Raw genomic sequence first — 20,167 nt, forward strand, 5'->3', positions numbered from 1 at the left:
AAGAGAAAATGGAATTACTGAATATCAAGGATCTGAATATATCGTTTACGCAGTATGATAAGGGGATGCGCCAGACCGAGCTGAACGTGATCCGCAGCCTGGATGTGACGGTGAACGCCGGGGAGATGGTGGCAGTGGTAGGCTCCAGCGGTTCAGGGAAAAGTCTGCTGGCCCATGCGATTCTGGGGCTTTTGCCTTATAATGCTTCCATAAAAGGCGATATGGCCTATTGTGGCAGCGAACTGACACAGGAGAGAATTGAAAAACTCAGGGGAAACGAGATCGTCATGGTTCCCCAGAGCATTGCGTATCTGGATCCTCTGATGAAAATAGGTCCACAGATCCGCAAAGGGAGAAAAGACGGAACTACGAAAAAGAAGTTAAGAGACATTTTTTCCAGGTATGAGTTGAAGGAGGATGTGCAGAATCTGTACCCTTTCGAACTTTCCGGGGGAATGAACCGGAGGATTCTGATCTCAACCGCCCTGATTGAAGAACCCAGGCTGGTGATTGCCGATGAGCCGACGCCGGGTCTGGACTTAAAGGTGGCAAAGAGGGCCATGGGGCATTTTCGGGAACTGGCGGATATGGGGGCTGGTGTGCTGGTGATCACCCACGATCTGGAACTGGCGCTTGAAGTGGCAGACCGGATTGTCGTCTTCTATGCGGGATGCACGGTGGAAGAAGCCAAAGCCTGTGATTTCGAGAAGGAAGAGACGCTGCGCCATCCTTATACCAAGGCGCTGTGGAGGGCCATGCCAATGCATGGATTCCAGACTATTGAAGGCACGCAGCCGTATGCCAAGGATATGCCTGAGGGGTGTCCGTTTTCTCCCAGATGCCAGTCATATACAAAGGAGTGTGTGAGGGAAGTTCCACTGCGACATCTAAGGGATGGGCGCGTCAGATGCCTGCATGCGAGATAGTCGATCTGCCGCAGGGTGAAAAATCAGGAGGTCCAAGGCCTGGTGGCCGCAAGGCAAGTGAGATTAAAGAGATAGGAGAGGCAGGAATATGAGATTAGAGGCACGCGGGGTTGCTTACCAGTATGGAAATGGAAGTCCAAGGATTCTTGAAGACTTTGATTTTGAAATGGAACACACGGAGAGGGTGGGCATTATGGCACCCAGCGGATATGGGAAGACAACTCTGTGCAAACTGCTTTCCGGTTATCTGAAGCCGGAAAGAGGCCAGGTTCTTCTGGATGGAAGGCCTCTTAGCCAGGAGAACGGCTACTGCCCGGTTCAGATGATCTGGCAGCAGCCGGAGATGGCTGTCAATCCAAGGATGCGTATGAGAGACGTGATTCTGGAAGGAGACCAGGTTGAAGAACGAGTCTGGAGGGAGCTAGGGATCGAAGAAGACTGGATGAACCGGTTTCCCACAGAGTTATCCGGCGGCGAATTGCAGCGATTCTGCATAGCCAGGGCGCTGGGGAAAAGGACAAGGTTTTTACTAGCAGATGAGATCAGTACCATGCTGGACTTGATCACTCAGAGCCAGATATGGGACTTCCTGGTCAAGGAAGTAGGGCGAAGGCAGATCGGACTGATCGTAGTCAGCCACAACAAGCCCTTGCTTGATCATGTCTGCACGAGAATTGCAAATTTGAGCAAGACTGCATATAATAAGTAAGTAGGGACAATATTTTGCCCTTATTTACTTATTTTATTGTATACATATAGGCATAGAAGAAGGGAAAGCGGCTTGGGGGGAATAATGTGGACAGGATAGAGAACGAACGGCAGACGAGACAGTACATAAAAATGACGGAGACGCCAGTGCCACGGCTCATAACGCGGCTTGGCATCCCCACGATCATCAGCATGCTGATAACGAATATCTATAATACGGTAGATACATATTTCGTGAGCATGGCAGGGACCAGCGCCAGCGGGGCTGTGGGCATCGTGTTCAGCCTGATGGCGATTCTTCAGGCATTCGGATTCATGTTCGGCCATGGGGCAGGGAGCCTCATTTCCCGCAAGTTGGGGAAGAAGGATAAGGAAAGCGCCAGCAGGTTCGCGTCCACCAGTTTCTTCATGGCGTTGCTGTTTGGAACATTGATTGGAGCCCTGGGAATTCTATTCCTGACTCCATTTATGCGGCTGCTGGGCAGTACGGAGACGATACTGCCTTATGCCAGGCAGTATGGATTCTTTATTCTGCTTGCAGGGCCATTCATGACCAGCAGCTGCGTGCTGAATAACATCCTGCGTTATGAAGGGCGGGCGGCCTACGCCATGGTGGGGCTTACCGCGGGCGGGATTCTGAATATGATCGGGGATCCCATCCTGATGTTCTATCTGAACCTGGGCGTTGCCGGAGCCGGGCTGTCTACGGCGCTGTCACAGATGATCAGTTTCCTTATCCTCCTTGGCATGTTTCTTACTGGGAAGACAGAGAGCAAACTTTCGATCCGTCTGGTGACGAAGAAGGCGGAAGATGTGATAATGATCGTAAAGACGGGATTCCCCAGCCTGATCCGTCAAGGGCTTGGCAGTATATCCACCATGCTTCTTAACCATCAGGCTGGCGTCTACGGGGATGCGGCGGTGGCTGCCATGAGTATTGTGAACCGGATCTGCATGCTGATCTTTTCTGTAGGGCTTGGCCTGGGGCAAGGCTATCAGCCGGTGGCTGCGTTCAACTATGGTGCGGGAAAATACGACCGGGTGAAGAAAGGCTTCTGGTTTACAGCAGCATCAGGCGAGATCATCCTGGGCGGGCTCGCGGCGATGGGACTGCTCGTGTCGGCTGATGTTATCGGCCTGTTTCGGGATGACCCGGAGGTTATCCGAATCGGCGTGACGGCGCTTCGGCTCCAGTGTGTCGCCTGCTTCTTCCAGCCGCTTACGGTATGTACGAATATGATGTTCCAAAGCGTAGGGGAGAGTGGGAAGGCATCTTTTCTGGCATCGCTAAGAAGCGGCATCTGCTTCATCCCGCTGATATTGATCCTTCCGTCTTTTATGGGGCTTGCAGGCGTGCAGATTGCCCAGACGGCGGCCGATCTTATGACATTCGCAATATCGCTGCCGCTTTTGATACCATTTTTACGAACATTGGAGAAGACGAATGAAAAAGAAAGTTGTGAAATATAGTTTGCTTGCCCTGCTGATCATACTGGCGGCATTCTCCCAGACATTAAGTATGAAGGCCGATATCGGCGTGTGCGCCTGCTGGGATTCTGTCAGCATGAATGTATATCAGATTACCGGAATAAAGGTAGGGACATTCAGCATAGTGGGGAATCTGGCCTGCGTGGCGATCCAGCTGCTGATTCTGAAGAAAGAATTTCCACCTGTGAAATTCTTACAGATTCCAGTAGCCATCCTTTTCGGTATTGTAACGAACGCAGTATACTATCATGTACTGGTTTTTGAGATACACAGCTACTTTGTCAGGATGCTGTTGTGGGCGTTATCCTATATAGGTCTCGCGCTTTTTATTGGAGCGCTGACGATCATGGATATCATTACCATGCCTGTAGAGGGAACTTGCTATATCATAAGCAGCAGGTATGGAATTGATTTTGCCAAACTGCGCCTGTCAGCGGATGCAGCCTGCATTATAATCTCTCTGGCCCTGACATTTGCCTTTGGCCTGACCTTGAAGATTCGCGAGGGGACGATAGCGGGAATGCTGGTGCTGGGGCCACTGATGGGATGGTGTATGAAATGGGAGAAGAAAGTACTGGAACATATTGACTTATAGTGTCCGCCGCTTTCCTATTCTTTGCTGGTATGTTAGAATATTGGCAGGACATATCGCGAAGGAAAGACAAGATGGAAAGGCATGTTATGAAGAGGAAGAGACTACATAGAACGAACCGAATAAAAGGAATCGCCGGCTGCATATTATTGGCAGCCGGTTTTGCACTGCTTTTTATCTCCAGATTATCCCAGGAGTTTGCCCACTGGTACAGCACGAAGGTGTATCCGGTCTGGGTGGGAACCACAGGCAGGCTGATGAACCTTTTTCCTTTTTCCGTGTCTGAAGTTCTTCTGTATATCATGATTGTCATTATTCTATTGTCTGCAGGAGTGCTGATTATAAAAGAAGTGAGAGGAAAGGCAGGGAAGAAGGAGGCGTGTTCCTGGGGAATGGGCGTGTTCCTGCTTGCGGCCTCTCTGTTCTTTCTCTATGTATTAAACTGCGGGGTCAACTACCACCGGGAATCCTTCTCGGAGAGTTCGGGCATCCAAGTAAAAGACTATACGGCGGGCGATTTAAAAGAAGTCTGCCAGTGGCTTACCCAGAAGGTAAATGAGACAAGCAGCCAGGTGGAGCGCGATCAAGACGGAGTGATGGTACTGGATATCCCGATGGAGAAATACGCAGCAGAGGCAATGAGGAGCCTGGGGAAGGAATATCCGGAACTGGCCGGATATTATCCCCGGCCTAAGGGATTGCTGGTGCCTTGGATACTCTCTATCCAGAATCTGACAGGGGTCTATTCGCCGTTTACCGTAGAAGCGAATTATAACAGCGGGATGACAGATTACAATATTCCTTTTACCGCCTGCCACGAACTTTCCCATCTGAGAGGATTCATGCAGGAAGAGGAAGCCAATTTCATCGCCTATCTGGCCTGTAGCAGATCAGTTAACGTCCAGTTCAGATACAGCGGGAATCTGCTGGGATGGGTCTACTGTATGAGCGTTCTGCATACGGTAGATTATGACGCGTGGGAAGAAGTACGGCAGACGCTGGCGCCGGAAGTGGAGCCGGATCTTGCGGCAAACCGGGAGTACTGGGCCAGATATGACGGGGCAGTGGCAGAAGTATCCAACAAGGTGAATGATACCTATTTGAAGGCAAACGGCCAGGATGACGGGGTGAAAAGTTATGACCGCATGGTCGATCTGATCGTCGCCTATTATTTGCAAGTTATTCTGGCGTAGACATTCAGTCTATGCTAGAATATGAATAAAGCATTATATTTCTAATACTCTAGCGGCATATGCCGTATCTTCAATCTATTGCCTACCGGCATCTATTCGGAAATCTCAATGCTTAAAAACCCCAGGAAAACAGCAGAGAGGTTCCGGAATGAATAGGGTGCGAGAAGGGAGCCTCCTGCAATTAAACAAGGAGGAAAACCTATTTCAGAGAATCCGGAATTAGACAAGGAGGAAGGAATCAGTAGGATAAAGAAGGAGGCTGATAGTATATGAATGTAGGATCAAGGCTGACGGTTAAGGCGTACCCTGTCACAGAATTGTGCTATGGGGATGAGAATCGGGTGACGGTGGATGGCAGGATGACGGTCTGCAAGAATATTGCAGACAAGATTCTGGCGCAGGAACCATTGATTAAGGAGATTGATATCCGTATTATCATGCCGGATGAGCACCAGCAGCATACCAACACGGTGATGGATGTGATTCCTCTGGCAACAAAAGTGCTGGGACGGGTGGGGGAGGGCATTACCCATACCCTGACAGGCGTATATGTGCTCCTTACCGGCGTGGATGAGAGCGGGCGCCAGGTGTGCAATTTTGGAGCCAGCGACGGAATACTCGAGGAGAAGATTGCCTGGGGGCGGGCAGGAACGCCGCTTAGGAGCGATATGCTGATCTCCTTTGACGTAGTCCTTAAGGAAGGATCCTGGGCGGACCGTCCGGGCCCGGAAGCAGCCCATCGCGCCTGCGATACATTCTGCCAGATATTCCGGGATCAAATGAAGAAGTTCAATGGATACAAGTGCGCAGAAAAGCATGTTTTTCAGGAGACGTATGAGCCGGGGAAAAAAGATGTCTATATTGTAAAGGAAGTATCCGGGCAAGGCGCCGTATATGATACACGGATGTTCGGACATGAGCCTTGCGGATTCGAAGGCGGGAAGTCTGTCATTGATATGGGCTGCATGCCTGCGCTGGTGACGCCCAATGAATTCAGGGATGGCATTATGCGCGCGATGGACTAGGATTCGACGATAAAGTATGGAGGTGCAGTTATGGGAATTGGAACAAGCATGAAAGAAACTTCCCTGCATTATTACAGGGATCCTTTGGTAGAAGCCGTATCGGAAGACCCGGAAGTCAATCTGAGGGGCATCATCATTGTGGGATCGCCGGATAAGAATGAGGATAAATATCTGTCAGCGGAGCGGGTCGGGGTCAGCCTGGAATGCATGAGGGCGGACGGAGCCATTTTCTCCTGCAATGGGATTGGCAATAATCACGTTGATTATGCCCATGCCATTGAAGCGGCAGAAGTAAGGGATGTGCCAGTGGTGGCTCTTAGCATGTGTCCGGCGAAGGACTTCGTGGTGCAGAATGATCATCTGGATGGCGTGCTGTCCTACTATAAGACGATCGACAAGATGGGGCAGGCCGGGGATGAGACGACGGTACTTGCCGAGAATACGGTAAATAAGCTGGATGCCAGAAAGGCGCTGGCAATGCTGAAATTAAAAATGAGAAAGAAAGAACAGAGGTAGGAAAAATGGAGATTGAAAAGATGTCATGTATTGACTGTGCAGTAAAGAATTGTGATAAGGAAGATAAGGCGTTTCCAGAATTCTGCGTGACCACGCATCTGAACCAGGAAGTATTGCAGGATGCGCTGGAGTGCTATCGGGAAGAAGAGAATCATGCGACGATGGTAGCAGCGGCGGAAGTGGAATACGAGCATTACTGCCAGTACACAAGAGTACAGGAGATCATGGCTTTTGCTGAAAAGATCGGGGCGAAGAAGATTGGTATCGCCACCTGTGTCGGCTTGCTGTCAGAGAGCCGTACTTTAGCAAGAATATTCAGGAATCATGGATTTGAAGTGTATGGTGTTGCCTGCAAAGTGGGCGTCGTGCCAAAGGTTGACATCGGAATACCAGAGAAATGTACCGGGATCGGGAAGAACATGTGCAATCCGATTCTTCAGGCCAAGCTTCTCAATGAGCAGAAAACGGACTTGAACGTAGTGGTTGGCCTGTGCGTAGGACATGACAGCCTGTTCTATAAATATTCGGACGCGATCGTGACTACAGCGGTGACAAAAGACAGAGTGCTGGGGCATAACCCGGTGGCTGCGCTTTACACGGCGGATAGTTATTACAAAGAGAAATTAAATAAATAAAAACTGGACAGAATAGAAGCAGACAGCCTTAAAAGGTCAGCTTGACAGGAGAGGATATAAGAATCAGATGGACAGACAGTATGATGGCGCGCTGTTTTTAGCGGACGTGACAGAAAAAATAAAAACCAGGCTTGAAGAAATCGACCGGTCTCTTGCAGAAGGCCAGCAGGAGATTGAAAACATGCACGAGTATTACTGGGAGAATTATACGGAGATGGACCAGTATGGCTATGAGGATTACGATAATCAGCAGGCGCTGCTGCATCAGGTGAATGCCAATCAGGAAAAATGGATGCAGAAGCACAGGTATGAGAAGATGATCGCTTCCCCATTCTTCGGGAGAGTAGACTTTATCTGCGAGGGAGAGATGGAGCCATACTATATCGGTATCGGAAACTTTGCGCCGCATCTGGGGATGAGGCCTATGGTGTACGACTGGCGGGCCCCGGTCAGCGGCCTGTTCTACGATTATGACAGCGGCCCGGCCTTCTACGAGGCCCCGGCTGGCCGGATAGAAGGGGAGATCCGTGCTAAGTGGCAGTACAAGATTAAGAACGAAAGACTCATCTATGCCTTTGAGAGCGATACGAAGATCGATGATGAGATTCTAAAGGAAGAACTGGGAAAGAACGGCGATGTCAGGCTTAAAAATATCGTGCGTACCATACAGAAGGAGCAGAATGCCATTATCCGCAACACCAAGGATAAGATCCTGGCAATCCAGGGAGCAGCGGGGAGCGGCAAGACGAGCGTCGCCCTGCACCGCATCGCGTACCTTCTTTACCATGACCGTAAGAACCTGAAGTCTTCCAACATACTGATCCTGTCGCCCAACAGCGTCTTTGCCGACTATATTTCCCATATTCTTCCGGAACTGGGGGAGGAGAACATCCGGGAAATGAGTTTTGACCTGTTTGCCTATCGGGAACTGAAGGATACGGCAGCGGACTGCGAGGACAGATACCATCAGCTGGAACGCTTGATGCGATGTTCGGATGCCAGGAGCGCAGAACGATACCACGAGAAGCAGTCGGAGGCATTCATCGGGCAGACGGAGGGCTTCCTTGCTTCGTTGGAAGATGCACTTCTGGATTTTAAGGATGTGGAATTCCGGGAAATGAAATTGACCGAGGAGGAATTGATCCGTCTGTTCTACTTCAAGTTTAAAGAGACGCCGCTTCTTGCAAGGATGGATGCGGTAATGGAGTATTTCATTGACGCATACGAGACCTTGCATGGCAGGTCCCTTTCTGACGAGGAGAGGGAACGGCTTCAAGGTAAGTTTGATCAGATGTATGTGACAAAGGATATCTATGAGATCTACAATATGCTTATGGAAGAATGCGGGTATCCGAAACTTCCCAAGGCCTCATATGAGAAGCGCCTGATCGAGTATGAGGATGTGTTTCCCATGCTCTATCTTAAGTACAGGCTGAAGGGAACGAAAGCCCATAAGCATATCAAGCATCTGGTCATAGATGAGATGCAGGATTATTCGTATCTTCAGTATGTCATCCTTCAGAATCTGTTCTCCTGCAGGATGACGATCCTGGGAGACCGGGCGCAGACGCTGGATGAAAAGCCCCATGACGTGCTTGCCTTCCTGCCCCGGATATTCGGAAAGGGAATCCGTAAGATCGTGATGGATAAGAGTTACCGCAATACGGTAGAAATTGCAGACTATGCAGCACGGATCAGCGGCATCGAAGGAACGGAACTTCTGAACCGGCATGGGAAGCCAGTAGAAGAACAGACATTTTCCAAAGCGGAAGAGATGCTGGATGCAATCTGCGAGAATCTGAACTTGGGAGAGAATGAGGAAAATAGCGCCAACGCTGCGAGGAGCAGCGAGGGATACGAGACGGCAGCAGTTCTTACAATGACGGAAGGGGAAGCCATTGCTATCTATCGGCTCCTTAAGAACAGAGGCATTGAGGCATCCTATGTTGACCGGGATAGCAGTTTATTTAAGAAGGGACTGACGGTTACGACCTTCTATCTCGCGAAAGGACTGGAGTTTGACCAGGTATTTGAGATTCAGGGGGACAAAGAGAATCCACTTCTTGGGCAGGCCGCCTATATCTGTGCCACCAGAGCCCTTCATGAATTATATGTATATTGCCTGGAGGGGTAAGAAAAGCAGGCACGGAATGGGAGAGGCCATTCCGTGCCTGAATTATGGATATGCATTTGCAATCTATGTGTCAATCTTGATATTCGCCAGCGCGTTTGCAAAAGCATTATTGATTGGTTCTTCCTTCTGCTTCTTCAGATAGTTCTGGACATCTTTTTTGGAAACTCCGGCGCCTTCTTTTTCTCTTCGCTTCTTGAAAGCGGAGAGTTTTTCTTTGTATCCGCAGGCGCAGACAAAGGTCTCTTCTTCGCCTTTTTTGATAATCTCCATCTTCTTGTGGCAGTTTGGGCAGCGGGCATTGCTCAGCCGGGCAATGGTCTCCCGGTAGCCGCATTCCCGGTCCTGGCATACCAGGAGGCGCGCGTTCTTTCCATTGACCGCCAGCATCCGCTTGCCGCATCTTGGACACTTGGTATTGGTCAGATTATCATGGCGGAAGGTACCGTCCGCTGTCTTGATCTCCTGGATAAGTTCCTTGGTGTAATCCTGTATCTCGGCAAGGAACTGGGCATCTTTGTGGGCGCCTTTGGCAATGTTGGAAAGTTCCAGTTCCCACTTGGCCGTAAGTTCCGGCTTCTTTAAGTCCTCGGGAACTAGTTCCAGAAGCTGCTTTCCTTTGGAAGTGATGAGAATCTCATTTCCTTTTTTCTCTATCAGGAAGGAGTGGAATAGTTTTTCTATAATATCCGCCCTTGTGGCCACGGTTCCAAGCCCTCCGGTCTCGCCAAGCATCTTGCGCGCCTTTGCGTCCCGGGACTCCATGTATTTGACCGGATTCTCCATAGCAGTCAGCAGGGTCGCCTCGGTAAACCTTGCAGGCGGTTTTGTCTTCCCTGTCGTCAGGGAAATCTGGCTGATGGATAGTTGCTCTCCTTTCTTAAGGAGCGGCAGGGGCTGTTCGCAGGACTGCCAGGAGGCATCGTCTTCTTCCGGATCATCCAGGAAAGAACTGTCAGCTGCGCTGGAGGAATCATAGATAGCCTTCCAGCCAGGAGATCGGATGACCTTTCCTTTGGCAGTAAAGGCCTGGCCGCAGGCGGAGGCCTTCAAAGTAGTCTGCTCATATTCGAAGGCCGGATAGAGGACGCTGATAAATCTCCGTATCACCAGATCATAGATCTTGCGCTCATCGTTGCTCATATGCTCCAGCTGGACATATTCTTCCGTCGGGATGATGGCATGGTGGTCGCTGACCTTCGCGTCATCTACGAACGCCTTGCTGGTCTTTATAGGCGCTTTTAAAAGCGAAGGTATGAACTTCTTGTAAGGTCCGATATTGCATGCTTTCAGGCGCTCCTTGATGGTTGGAACGATGTCGGAGCCAATGTAGCGGGAGTCCGTTCTGGGATAAGTCAGGACCTTATGCTGCTCATAGAGGCGCTGCATGATATTCAGGGTCTCTTTGGCGGAGAAGCCAAAACGCCGGTTGGCATCCCGCTGTAGTTCCGTTAAGTCGTATAAGCCCGGAGAAAACGTTTTCTTGGCGGACTTCTGGACATCCGTTATCTGCAGAGCCTGACCCTTGAGGCTGGATTCCAGATCCGTGATGAAAGAACGCTGAAACGAGCGCAGGCTTCCATTTTTTTCATTCTGCCAGGACCATTTTACATTGCCGGCGACGCAGGAAAGGCCATAGTATTCTTCCGGCTTGAAGGTACGGATCTCTTCTTCCCGGCGGGCAATGATTGCCAGGGTAGGCGTCTGTACCCGTCCGCAGGAGAACTGGGCATTATACTTGCAGGTCAGCGCCCGGGTGGCGTTGATGCCCACCAGCCAGTCGGCCTCAGCGCGGCTTTTTGCTGCGTAATACAGATTATTGTATTGGCGCCCGTCTTTTAAACTTAAGAATCCTTCCCGGATAGCCTTATCCGTAACGGATGAGATCCACAGCCTTTTGATCGGCTTATGGCAGCCGGACTTGTCAAGGATCCAGCGGGCGACCAGTTCGCCTTCCCGCCCGGCATCTGTGGCAATGATAATGTCCGATACATCCTTGCGGAAGAGTTGGGTCTTGACATTGTGATACTGCTTGGAGGTCTGCTTGATGACCACCAGCTCCCATTTTTCCGGAAGCATGGGGAGGTAGGACATATTCCATTCTTTGAACTTTTTGTCATATTCCTCCGGGTCAGCCAAGGTTACGAGATGCCCCAGGGCCCAGGTCACGATATATTTGCTGCCCTCGATGGCACCCGGCAGGTTCTTGTGACAGTCCAGAACCCGGGCAATGTCGCGGGCTACAGAAGGCTTTTCAGCCAGTACGAGTGATTTCATATATGATAGTCTCCTTTGATATTCGGTTGAATGTACCTATTCAACATAGCGGATTTAAGCCAGTTTGTCAACGGATAGCCCATATAAGCCGAATATCCTGTCAGATAATTTTTACATTTTATTGGAGAAAAATAAAAAAAGGAGTTGCAAATTCTAGCGGATTATGATAACATATATCTCGGTCACGCTTAAGGATAAGCAAGATATGGCTCCGTGGTCAAGCGGTTAAGACATCGCCCTTTCACGGCGGTAACACGGGTTCGATTCCCGTCGGAGTCATTTGCGCGAAAGCGCTTTATATATAGAATGGCGCCATAGCCAAGCGGTAAGGCAAAGGTCTGCAACACCTCTATCACCAGTTCGATTCTGGTTGGCGCCTTTTTGATAAGACGAAAATTAATATCTAACAAACTTAAAAAAGAGCCGGCAACGAGATGCATGATTAAATGACATCGCGTTGCCAGTTTTTTTTCTAAAAATAGTACGTCCTTTCATCCTGGCGCTCTATTTAAAGTTCAATTCTTCTGCCTTTCTCGGCGGAAAGATATGCGGCATACATAATCTTTGTTGTCTCCAGCGCGATATCGATTCCTGATTCAGGCTCTCTGTTATAGGCCACATCCTCAGCAAACGCCTGTAATTCCGCTGTGTAGCCTCTTAATGTCTCCTCCGCCACAAACACATTGTTCCAGCCGGTTTTACACTTCAGATTCTCGGAGATATAGACGTCATCCAGTCCCTCATCGTCCATAAAGAAACTTCTCATGTTATTTGGAGGCGTCATGAGGCACTCGAGAACTCCGTCATTTGTGATGAGATTAATATGATTCTGAATTCCCCCCATATAGTGTTCGGAACTTAGTATAACTGCTTTTGTGCCGTCGGAGAAGGTAAGCGTGATATGTCCGAAATCTTCCACATCATTAAATTTACTCAGGATATGCTTCTTATCTTCTTCCGGGAAATCGGCTACAATTCTTCCAGTATCCGCGACGACGCTTACTGGCTTGATCTTATAGCCGCGTATCTCGGACTCCACCTGTTTCAGATACAGCACGCCAGCAATCGGGTGAGAGCCAAGACGCATGATGCTGCCGCCTCCTACGAGACTCCAGTCTTTGGACAGCGGCGAGGTAGATCCGTGAACGCTGCATTCTGCGTTCATATAGATCACGCGGCTTTTTTTCTTTCTCAGAATTTCCGCTGCCTTTACAATGGCAGGGGAATAAATATAGTTTTCCGCATACATAAAGAGTTTGTCGCTGTTTCCTATTTTCTCTTTTGCCTCCTTGAGGTCTTTTAAAATTCTTTCATACATTTTCGCTTTTGAAACTTTGTCCCCCACCGGCTTCTCATCCGTCTCATCTCCAAAATACCCGGTCAGAGGCTTGTCGCAGATAACATGCTTGCCTGCCTCCATTGCCTTATAGGCAAAAGGCAGATGGAGAAACGGGGGAAGCGTAATGTCAATAATATCCACTTCCGGGTCGGAAAGTACTTTCTCGTAATCCGCCGTTGCATATTCATAATTCCACTTCTCCTTCAATGATTCCGCGCGCTCGATCTGGCTGTCAACCGCGGCTTTCAGCTTGATATCCAGATAATTAACCTTTACCCATGCGTTTGAATGAAAATTTCCGGCAAATCCGCATCCGATTACCGCCACACCAATTGATTTCATCATATTGTCCTCCGTTTTTTATTTTCAGGTTCTTCACATCTGAGATAAGTATAAAATTAACGAAGTGCATATACAATTTGCTAGCGTAAAATTTTACTCGGAAAAATGAAATAGAAATTAAAAGAGGACACCACTTTGTGATAAAGTATTTAGGCCGACAAGCAAAAATACACACAAAGGGAGGTGTCCTCTATGATTAAAAGTATAAAATATTTTGAGGAAGAATGCATTAAAAAATTTGAAAAACTTGTAGATGATTTTATGAAAGAGCCAACAAAGATAGCAGAGTATGTTCTTGGCGTAACAGATGAATTACACAAGCTTGGTCTGGAAATGATTAAAGAATCGCTGGAGTCTATGGATCAAATGCTTCAGGAAAGTCCCATTCGTAAGAAAAACTGGGTTGTAGAAGCTCATGATACAAAGCAACTCACAACGTCTCTCGGAGATGTGCAGTTTGCTAAAACATTATTTAAAAATCGGGAGACAGGAAAAAGTGAATATCTGCTAGATAAGATAATCGGACTCGAACCAAAGGAAAGAATGACTGAAGATGCAGAGGCAAAACTGCTAGAGGAGGCTGTGCAAACCTCATATCGTCGTGGAGGGGAAGCTGCCAGTTTAACTACTGATGTAACAAAACAGACTGTGAAAAACAAAATCCATGAATTGAAATTTCCTAAAAATGCAGAGAAACCAAAAATAAAGAAGGTGGTCGATTATCTATATATTGATGCTGATGAAGACCATGTATCCCTGCAATTTCGCGAACATAAGGGCGATTTGATAAGGAACGATAATAATCAGAAAAACAACTGCTTAATTACAAAGTTAATCTACGTGTATGAAGGAACTGAAAGAGAAGCTCCTAAGAGTCACAGGTACCGGTTGGTAAATCCTTACTATTTCTGTGGTGTAAACACTGGCGAGGAAAATCACAGATTCTGGGACGAAGTGTATGAATATTTAGACAGCCATTATGACTTAAGCAAAGTAAAGAAAATATATGTAAACTCAGATGGCGGGGCTTGGATAATGGCAGGTATTAAGCGAATTGAAGGAGCAATTCACGTACTGGATGGATTTCATCTGGAAACATATTTAACGAAACTCACAAGCCACATGAAAGATACAAAGGATGATGCAAAACAGGAACTGAGAGACTGTATACGAAGTCAAACAAAAGCAGACTTTATAAAATTGGTTGATAGGTTAGAAGAATACCCGAATGCAGGGCTAGAGCGAATGGAAAAAGCCAGAGAATATATACTGTGTAACTGGAGTGCCGCAAAGCGCAGATTAAAACATAAAGATGGTGTAAAAGGGAGTAGTACGGAAGGTCATGTAAGTCATGTTCTTTCAAGTCGAATGAGTTCACGCCCATTAGGCTGGAGTGTTATTGGTGCAACAAACATGGCTAGACTCAGGGCTTATTATTACAATGGTGGAGATATGCTGGAACTTGTACGTTTTCAGGAAAAAGAGATTCCGAAAGCTGCTGGAGCAGAAGAATATAATCTTCTAAGCAGTGCCCAGATAATATCATCAGAGAGAGACCGCCATGGCGAACTAGGAAAATATGCGGAAACAATTAGTCACAGTATATCATTACAAAGCAAAAAGAAAATGTATTTCAACAGTCATATCTGGGGCTTATAAGAAGCACATGAAATGTGAGAAAGAGGCTTATTCCTCCTGATTACAAATAGACCGAAGTATTTCCAGTTGTCAATACCATAGCCGCAATGCGGTGCGAAGCAGCATTGACAACTGGAAACCTTCGGTCAAAAGAACACCCAAGAGGAATAAGCCATAGGGTGCCCGCTTAAAATCGGGCTTGCTTGTGATACGCAAAAATAGTATAGTTAAACCACAAGTCATTGCCTGATACTTTATCAGAGCATCGTGGGTGGACTCTACACCAATTTTTCCGAAGATAAATTTACGCAGCCTATACAATTTCATTTATCTTTATAATTTATAACATTTGTGTTATGATAATTCTAATTAAGGAGGAGCCATATGAATCTGAATCAGCTGCGTGCCTTCTGCACGCTTTCCCGTACCCTTCATTATTCCCGTGCTTCGGAGGAACTCCAGATAGCCCAGCCTTCTCTGAGCAGAATGATAGCCCAGCTGGAGAAAGAACTTGGAACCCCGCTGTTTGAAAAGCAGGGGCGCAACATTATTCTCACAAAGCAGGGGGAAATATTTTTAGATCATGTCAGCCGCGGCGTAGGAGAGATCGACCAAGGAGTGTCCGTATTAAAAGAGTTCATTGATCCAGGGCAGGGAACGATTGACTTTGCTTTCATCTATGCGCTGAGCCCGTCCTTTGTCCCGCATCTGGTGAAGAAATTTCTGGACGCCCCGGAGAATAAGAATATACACTTTCATTTTTACCAGGGGAATTCCAGAGATATTATTAGAAAAATAAAAGAAGGCAGCTGCGATGTGGGATTCTGTTCTTACGTAGAAGATGAACCCCTCGTCGAGCTGCGTCCGATCACGAGGCAGGAATATGTACTTATGGTCTCCAGGCATCATCCGCTTGCGAGAAAGCATACCGTGACCTTAAAGGAGGCGGCCTGCTATGACTTTATCCTTCCGCTGGACAAGACAAGCTTCGTGGAGCAGCAGTTGAAAAAAGCCAGCATCACTCCAAGCGTATCCAGCCGAGTGGAGGAGGATCACGCCGCTGCCGCCCTTGTATCCATCAATCTTGGGATTGCCATAATCCCTAAAAATAAAATGCTGGAGCATTACGACGTGAAACTGATTCCTTTTGGACCGGAACCTTTGTACCGCGTATTTTACATGGCAACCTCAAAGGGGCACAGTTTTACTCCAGCTGCCGGTAAATTTTACCGGTTTCTACTGGAAGAGACAAAAAGATAGACCATTCCCTTCTCAATGTCCTTCCACGATCGGCCTTACAAGTTCCAGCGGCATCTTTCGGCCTGTCCATATGTGAAAACTTTTGGCACCCTGGAAGAGGAGCATGTTCTGCCCGTTCATAATCGTGCAGCCGTTTTGCTCAGCCATTTCAAGAAATCTCGTCTTTCTGGGATTGTAGATTACATCCATGACTGCCAGTCCCGGACGGAAGAGACTCGTATCATTCACCGGGCTCTTTCCTTCCATTTTCCCCATTCCTACAGGCGTTGCATTTCCGAGGACATCGCTTTGCGCCACATGCTTTCTGAGAAGTTCTTCGTCAGACAGTTCCAGCACCTCTACTTTGCATTCCGTAGATTCATTCAGTCTTTCGGCCAGCCTGCGCCCGCTCTCAAACGTAGGGTCCTTAATCCCGAACAGCGCGATTTCCCGCATGCCGTCCACAGCTGCCTGGGTGCAGATGGCAGCGCTTGCGCCTCCCGTTCCGATCAGAGTCATCTTGGCACCTTCGATGGTAACGCCATTGCTTCTAAGCGTTTCCATAAATCCATATCCATCCGTATTGTAACCTTTCAGCCGGCCATCTTCGTTCAGCGCACAGTTCACTGAACCGCTGAGTCTGCCCTCCTTGCTGACCTCATCCAGATACTGGGCCGCAATCTGCTTGTTTGGCATGGTGACGCTGAATCCCCTGGCTCCGAGCGCCCTCAGTCCCTCGATTGCCTGCCCGAGCGTTTCCGGCCCGACGTCAAATGCAAGGTATTCATAGTCCAGTCCGAGCGCTTCAAACGCCGTATTGTGAATCTTTGGCGAACTGCTGTGCTCAATGGGGGTTCCGAGTACTCCCAGCAACTTTGTTTTAGCCGTCACATCTACACTCATCTCAAATAGTACCTCCTTTATGCTATCGTTCATTCTACTGTTCAAGATACCATTTGCCTGTATCAAAATCAAATTGCAAAAATGTACGAATTGATAACATTATTGTTATAGAAGTGCTGAATCGGGTTATGCCAGGGAAGAAAGCACCTTGGCCTTGGTTACGATTCCTTTTAACTGTCCATCCTTGCCGACTGCCGCGATCGGGTAAGCTGTTTCTGCCGCCAATCCCATGATATCCCCAACAAGCGCATCCGTATCTACCGTGGGGACATCCTTATGGATAACGGAACGAATGGAGAGGCTGTTCTTTTTGGCCTCGATTGCGTCGGCGATGGTAAGAATACCGGCTAGCTGGAGGCTGGCATCCACCACATATACGGTAGAGAGTTCGTTCTTCTTCATCACCCGGATGGCATGGTCTACGCCGTCATCTTCCTTAATCAGGGCCTTTGGCGTTATCATGATGTTGTGGACGCTTAGAACCTTGGATTTATCGGCATTGTTGATGAAGGCTTCTACGTATTCATCAGCGGGATGCGCGCTCATCTGTTCCGGCGTGTCCGTCTGGATCAGTTTTCCGTCTTTCATGATTGCGACCATATCCCCCAGCTTGAAGGCTTCATCAATGTCGTGCGTGATGAAAATGACGGTTTTTTTCAGTTTGCGCTGAATCTGCAGCAGTTCAAACTGCATGTCCTGGCGTACCAGCGGATCAAGGGCGGAGAAGGGCTCATCCATCAGAAGCACGTCCGGGTCATTGGCAAGGGCGCGGGCGATGCCTACGCGCTGCCGCATACCGCCGGAGAGGCTTGCGCAGGACTGGCGCTCCCAGCCGTTGAGCCCTACCATAGAGATAACTTCCATGGCCTTTTCTTCCCGATGCGCTTTTGGAATGCCTTTAACCTCCAGCCCATAAGCCACATTGCCGAGCACGTCCCGGTGGCTCATAAGGCCGAAGGACTGGAAGACCATGGAGATTTTTTCCCTGCGGAATGTAAGGAGTTCTTTTTTCGAAAGGTCTGCAAGATCCTTTCCTTCAAAAAGGATATGTCCATAGGTCGGCTTATTTAGTTGGTTAAAGCATCTTACCAGGGTGGATTTGCCTGAGCCGGACAGGCCGATGATCACGAAGATCTGGCCTCTGGGAATCTTCATATTGATATCCCACAGTGCCACAGAAACGCCGGTTTTCTTCTGCACTTCTTTTTTCGTGCTTCCATTGCTCATCATATGTGATGCCTCCGGCTTGTTAAGGCCATATAGCTTCGTTACATGCTGTACTTCAAATACAGTGTCTTTGCATTCCATATTCATCATCCTCCCTCGCTATTCTTCACTCTTGGCTTCTGACTCTGTCTTGCTTCTGGTGAACCATCCCTGCGTCAGACGGTCTATCACGACTGCCAGAATGACCACGCAGCCTCCGGCTATCAGACCCCGGCCGATCTCCGTACGGTTTACCGCATTCAAGACTTCCATTCCAAGACCCCGGGCCCCGATCATGGAGCAGGTCACGACCATTGCCATGGCCATCATCAAGGTCTGATTCACGCCGGTCAAAATAGTCGGGATTGCCTGTGGAATCTGCACCTTAAATAGTGTCTGCCATCTGGTAGAGCCAAAAGACCGCGCGGCCTCCACCACTTCCTTGTCTACCTGGCGGATGCCAAGGCTGGTCAGGCGGATGACGGGGACTATGGCATAGATGACGGTTGCAATGACTGCGGAAGCATTTCCAAGCCCGAAAAGAAGCAGGGCGGGAATCAGATATACGAATACGGGCATGGTCTGCATCGTGTCCAGAATGGGACGCACGATGCGATTGGCACGTGGCGAGTTAGAAATCAGTATTCCGATAGGGAGTCCCAGAAGAAGGGCAAGCACGACGCTGGCAAGCACGATGGAGAGGGTGAGTATCATCTCATCCCAAAATCCCACTATGCCTACCAGGCTTAGGATCGCGGCATACAGGACGCCGGTTCGAAGCCTTCCTTTTGCGCGCCATCCCGCAAGGAATACCAGAATCAGGAATAAGAACCAGGGAATGTGCTCCAACAGCCATTTGAATCCGTTGACCATTCCGCCAAGCAGGGCCTGGATCTTCTCAAGGACAGGCTCTGCGGAAACCGCAAAGTGGCGGACTGCATTATCGATGGCATCGGTATTGGGCTTATGTACGAAAGGAAATCCGCTAAGCCAGTCAGTCCCTTTCTTATTCGCCCCATTCTGAAGGCTGGAAGCCATAGTCTTAGCCTGCTTGGGCGTCAGCCATTCTTCGATCAATTCAGGGTGCTGCTTTAGCAGCCATCTGGCGGCCTGGGAGTGGTCTGCCTTATGGTCCTGCATATAAGCAAGCCCTTCGCTGATCAATTTGGAACCTGTGTGGTATTTAGAGAGAAATTTGCAGAAATCAGGATTAGACTTGGTAAATTCGTTGCTTGCCGCTACCGTAACCGTGACTGCCGGGCAGGCGCCGATGCCGTCCTGGAAGGTGGCAGCATCATAAGGACTGTCCTCAAGCAGCACAAGGTCGTATTTCCCCATCAGCCAGGTAGGCTCCCAGTAGTAGGCTACGAAAGGCGTCTTCTTATCCCAGGCGGAAGTGATGACGGAATCAAGAGCGGGATTGCTTCCGGGAATGACATAGTTGTAGTATTGATTCAGACCATAAGCATTGATTTTCTTCTGCATGATCTCGGTAACTTGCCATCCGGGAATCCCGCCGTAGATAATCCCCTTCCCGGGATCCTCCGGATCCGCAAATAGTTCCGGATATTTTGCCAGATCCTTAACGGTCTTAAGGTCCGGGTATTTTTTTGCTACATACGCGGGAATATAGAGTCCCTGATAATTGTCATCGAAGTTGACCCCTAATTCCGTAAATTTTCCGGCAGACAGATCTTCCTGATAAGTGGTGATATTATCCGTCCATTCTTCCATGTGTACATCGATCTCATTATTCATTAAGGCTTCATGGGTGATTGGCGTAGAGCCTGGAACCTCTGACCAGGTGTAGCCGAAGACTTCTTCTGCAATCAGGCCTGCAATGGCATTGTTCAATTCTATGGAATCCCACCCCACGTCCGCGAAGACGATTTCCTTCTTTTCATCTGCGGCAGATACCATAGTTACAGGCGTCATTGCTGATAACGATAAGACTGCAAAAAGTAACAAGATTTTTTTCATATCCAATGCCCTCCCATGAAGATATAAAT

The 20,167-nt window shown here is 48.6% G+C and carries 16 protein-coding genes and 2 tRNA genes; 13 read left to right on the forward strand and 5 right to left on the reverse strand.

Annotation, left to right across the window (positions count from 1 at the left end):
* Positions 1 to 8: 8 nt before the first annotated feature.
* The 9 genes from K0036_RS00875 (at position 9) to K0036_RS00915 (ending at position 9,217) form a co-directional block, all read left to right on the forward strand.
* Positions 9 to 926 (forward strand): ABC transporter ATP-binding protein, encoded by a 918-nt coding sequence (locus K0036_RS00875; RefSeq protein ID WP_025646089.1) that lies wholly within the window; start codon positions 9 to 11, stop codon positions 924 to 926.
* Positions 927 to 1,014: 88 nt separating this feature from the next.
* Positions 1,015 to 1,635 (forward strand): ABC transporter ATP-binding protein, encoded by a 621-nt coding sequence (locus tag K0036_RS00880; RefSeq protein ID WP_220430484.1) that lies wholly within the window; start codon positions 1,015 to 1,017, stop codon positions 1,633 to 1,635.
* A 131-nt stretch (positions 1,636 to 1,766) separates the two neighbouring features.
* Complete coding sequence (locus tag K0036_RS00885; protein ID WP_220431254.1) at positions 1,767 to 3,104, forward strand: MATE family efflux transporter; 1,338 nt, start codon at positions 1,767 to 1,769, stop codon at positions 3,102 to 3,104.
* Positions 3,079 to 3,717 (forward strand): YczE/YyaS/YitT family protein, encoded by a 639-nt coding sequence (locus tag K0036_RS18910; protein ID WP_025646084.1) that lies wholly within the window; start codon positions 3,079 to 3,081, stop codon positions 3,715 to 3,717. Before K0036_RS00885 ends, K0036_RS18910 begins: the two co-directional genes overlap by 26 nt.
* An 86-nt stretch (positions 3,718 to 3,803) precedes the next feature.
* Entirely contained in the window at positions 3,804 to 4,907 is a 1,104-nt protein-coding gene (locus K0036_RS00895) for a DUF3810 domain-containing protein (protein ID WP_220430485.1), read from the forward strand.
* 269 nt (positions 4,908 to 5,176) lie between these two features.
* Complete coding sequence (gene prdD, locus K0036_RS00900; protein ID WP_220430486.1) at positions 5,177 to 5,932, forward strand: proline reductase cluster protein PrdD; 756 nt, start codon at positions 5,177 to 5,179, stop codon at positions 5,930 to 5,932.
* A gap of 30 nt (positions 5,933 to 5,962) precedes the next feature.
* Entirely contained in the window at positions 5,963 to 6,448 is a 486-nt protein-coding gene (locus K0036_RS00905) for a glycine/sarcosine/betaine reductase component B subunit (RefSeq protein WP_025646078.1), read from the forward strand.
* Between the two features lie 5 nt (positions 6,449 to 6,453).
* Positions 6,454 to 7,083 (forward strand): DUF1847 domain-containing protein, encoded by a 630-nt coding sequence (locus K0036_RS00910; RefSeq protein WP_025646076.1) that lies wholly within the window; start codon positions 6,454 to 6,456, stop codon positions 7,081 to 7,083.
* Positions 7,084 to 7,150: 67 nt separating this feature from the next.
* The gene (locus K0036_RS00915; RefSeq protein WP_220430487.1) at positions 7,151 to 9,217 is read left to right on the forward strand and encodes a HelD family protein; all 2,067 of its coding nucleotides are present in this window, start codon (positions 7,151 to 7,153) and stop codon (positions 9,215 to 9,217) included.
* A gap of 63 nt (positions 9,218 to 9,280) precedes the next feature.
* Here the strand turns inward: K0036_RS00915 and K0036_RS00920 are convergent, their stop codons facing one another.
* The gene (locus tag K0036_RS00920; protein WP_220430488.1) at positions 9,281 to 11,491 is read right to left on the reverse strand and encodes a DNA topoisomerase III; all 2,211 of its coding nucleotides are present in this window, start codon (positions 11,489 to 11,491) and stop codon (positions 9,281 to 9,283) included.
* A 207-nt stretch (positions 11,492 to 11,698) separates the two neighbouring features.
* On the opposite strand from K0036_RS00920, the gene K0036_RS00925 reads away from it, so the two are divergent.
* Both K0036_RS00925 and K0036_RS00930 read left to right on the forward strand, forming a co-directional pair.
* Positions 11,699 to 11,770, forward strand: a tRNA-Glu gene (locus K0036_RS00925).
* A gap of 29 nt (positions 11,771 to 11,799) precedes the next feature.
* Positions 11,800 to 11,870 (forward strand) — tRNA-Cys (locus K0036_RS00930).
* A 129-nt stretch (positions 11,871 to 11,999) separates the two neighbouring features.
* Here the strand turns inward: K0036_RS00930 and K0036_RS00935 are convergent.
* Positions 12,000 to 13,175, reverse strand: coding sequence for a Gfo/Idh/MocA family protein (locus K0036_RS00935; RefSeq protein ID WP_220430489.1), 1,176 nt, complete (start codon positions 13,173 to 13,175; stop codon positions 12,000 to 12,002).
* A gap of 189 nt (positions 13,176 to 13,364) precedes the next feature.
* Between K0036_RS00935 and K0036_RS00940 the strand changes: the two genes are divergently transcribed.
* Positions 13,365 to 14,831 (forward strand): ISLre2 family transposase, encoded by a 1,467-nt coding sequence (locus K0036_RS00940; protein WP_220429927.1) that lies wholly within the window; start codon positions 13,365 to 13,367, stop codon positions 14,829 to 14,831.
* A 363-nt stretch (positions 14,832 to 15,194) separates the two neighbouring features.
* Positions 15,195 to 16,070 carry a LysR family transcriptional regulator gene (locus K0036_RS00945; protein ID WP_220430490.1) on the forward strand — a complete coding sequence of 292 codons (876 nt, stop codon included), beginning with the start codon at positions 15,195 to 15,197 and terminating at the stop codon, positions 16,068 to 16,070.
* Between the two features lie 12 nt (positions 16,071 to 16,082).
* Here K0036_RS00945 and aroE read toward each other — a convergent pair whose 3' ends face one another.
* From aroE to K0036_RS00960, 3 genes are all read right to left on the reverse strand, one after another.
* Positions 16,083 to 16,952, reverse strand: coding sequence for a shikimate dehydrogenase (gene aroE, locus K0036_RS00950; RefSeq protein WP_220430491.1), 870 nt, complete (start codon positions 16,950 to 16,952; stop codon positions 16,083 to 16,085).
* Positions 16,953 to 17,078: 126 nt separating this feature from the next.
* Positions 17,079 to 18,260: a quaternary amine ABC transporter ATP-binding protein gene (locus K0036_RS00955; protein ID WP_220430492.1), complete on the reverse strand. Its 1,182-nt coding sequence runs from the start codon at positions 18,258 to 18,260 to the stop codon at positions 17,079 to 17,081.
* 18 nt (positions 18,261 to 18,278) lie between these two features.
* Positions 18,279 to 20,138: a glycine betaine ABC transporter substrate-binding protein gene (locus K0036_RS00960; RefSeq protein ID WP_025646069.1), complete on the reverse strand. Its 1,860-nt coding sequence runs from the start codon at positions 20,136 to 20,138 to the stop codon at positions 18,279 to 18,281.
* Positions 20,139 to 20,167: the final 29 nt, after the last annotated feature.

The organism is [Clostridium] scindens, assembly GCF_019597925.1.
GTDB lineage: Bacteria > Bacillota > Clostridia > Lachnospirales > Lachnospiraceae > Clostridium_AP.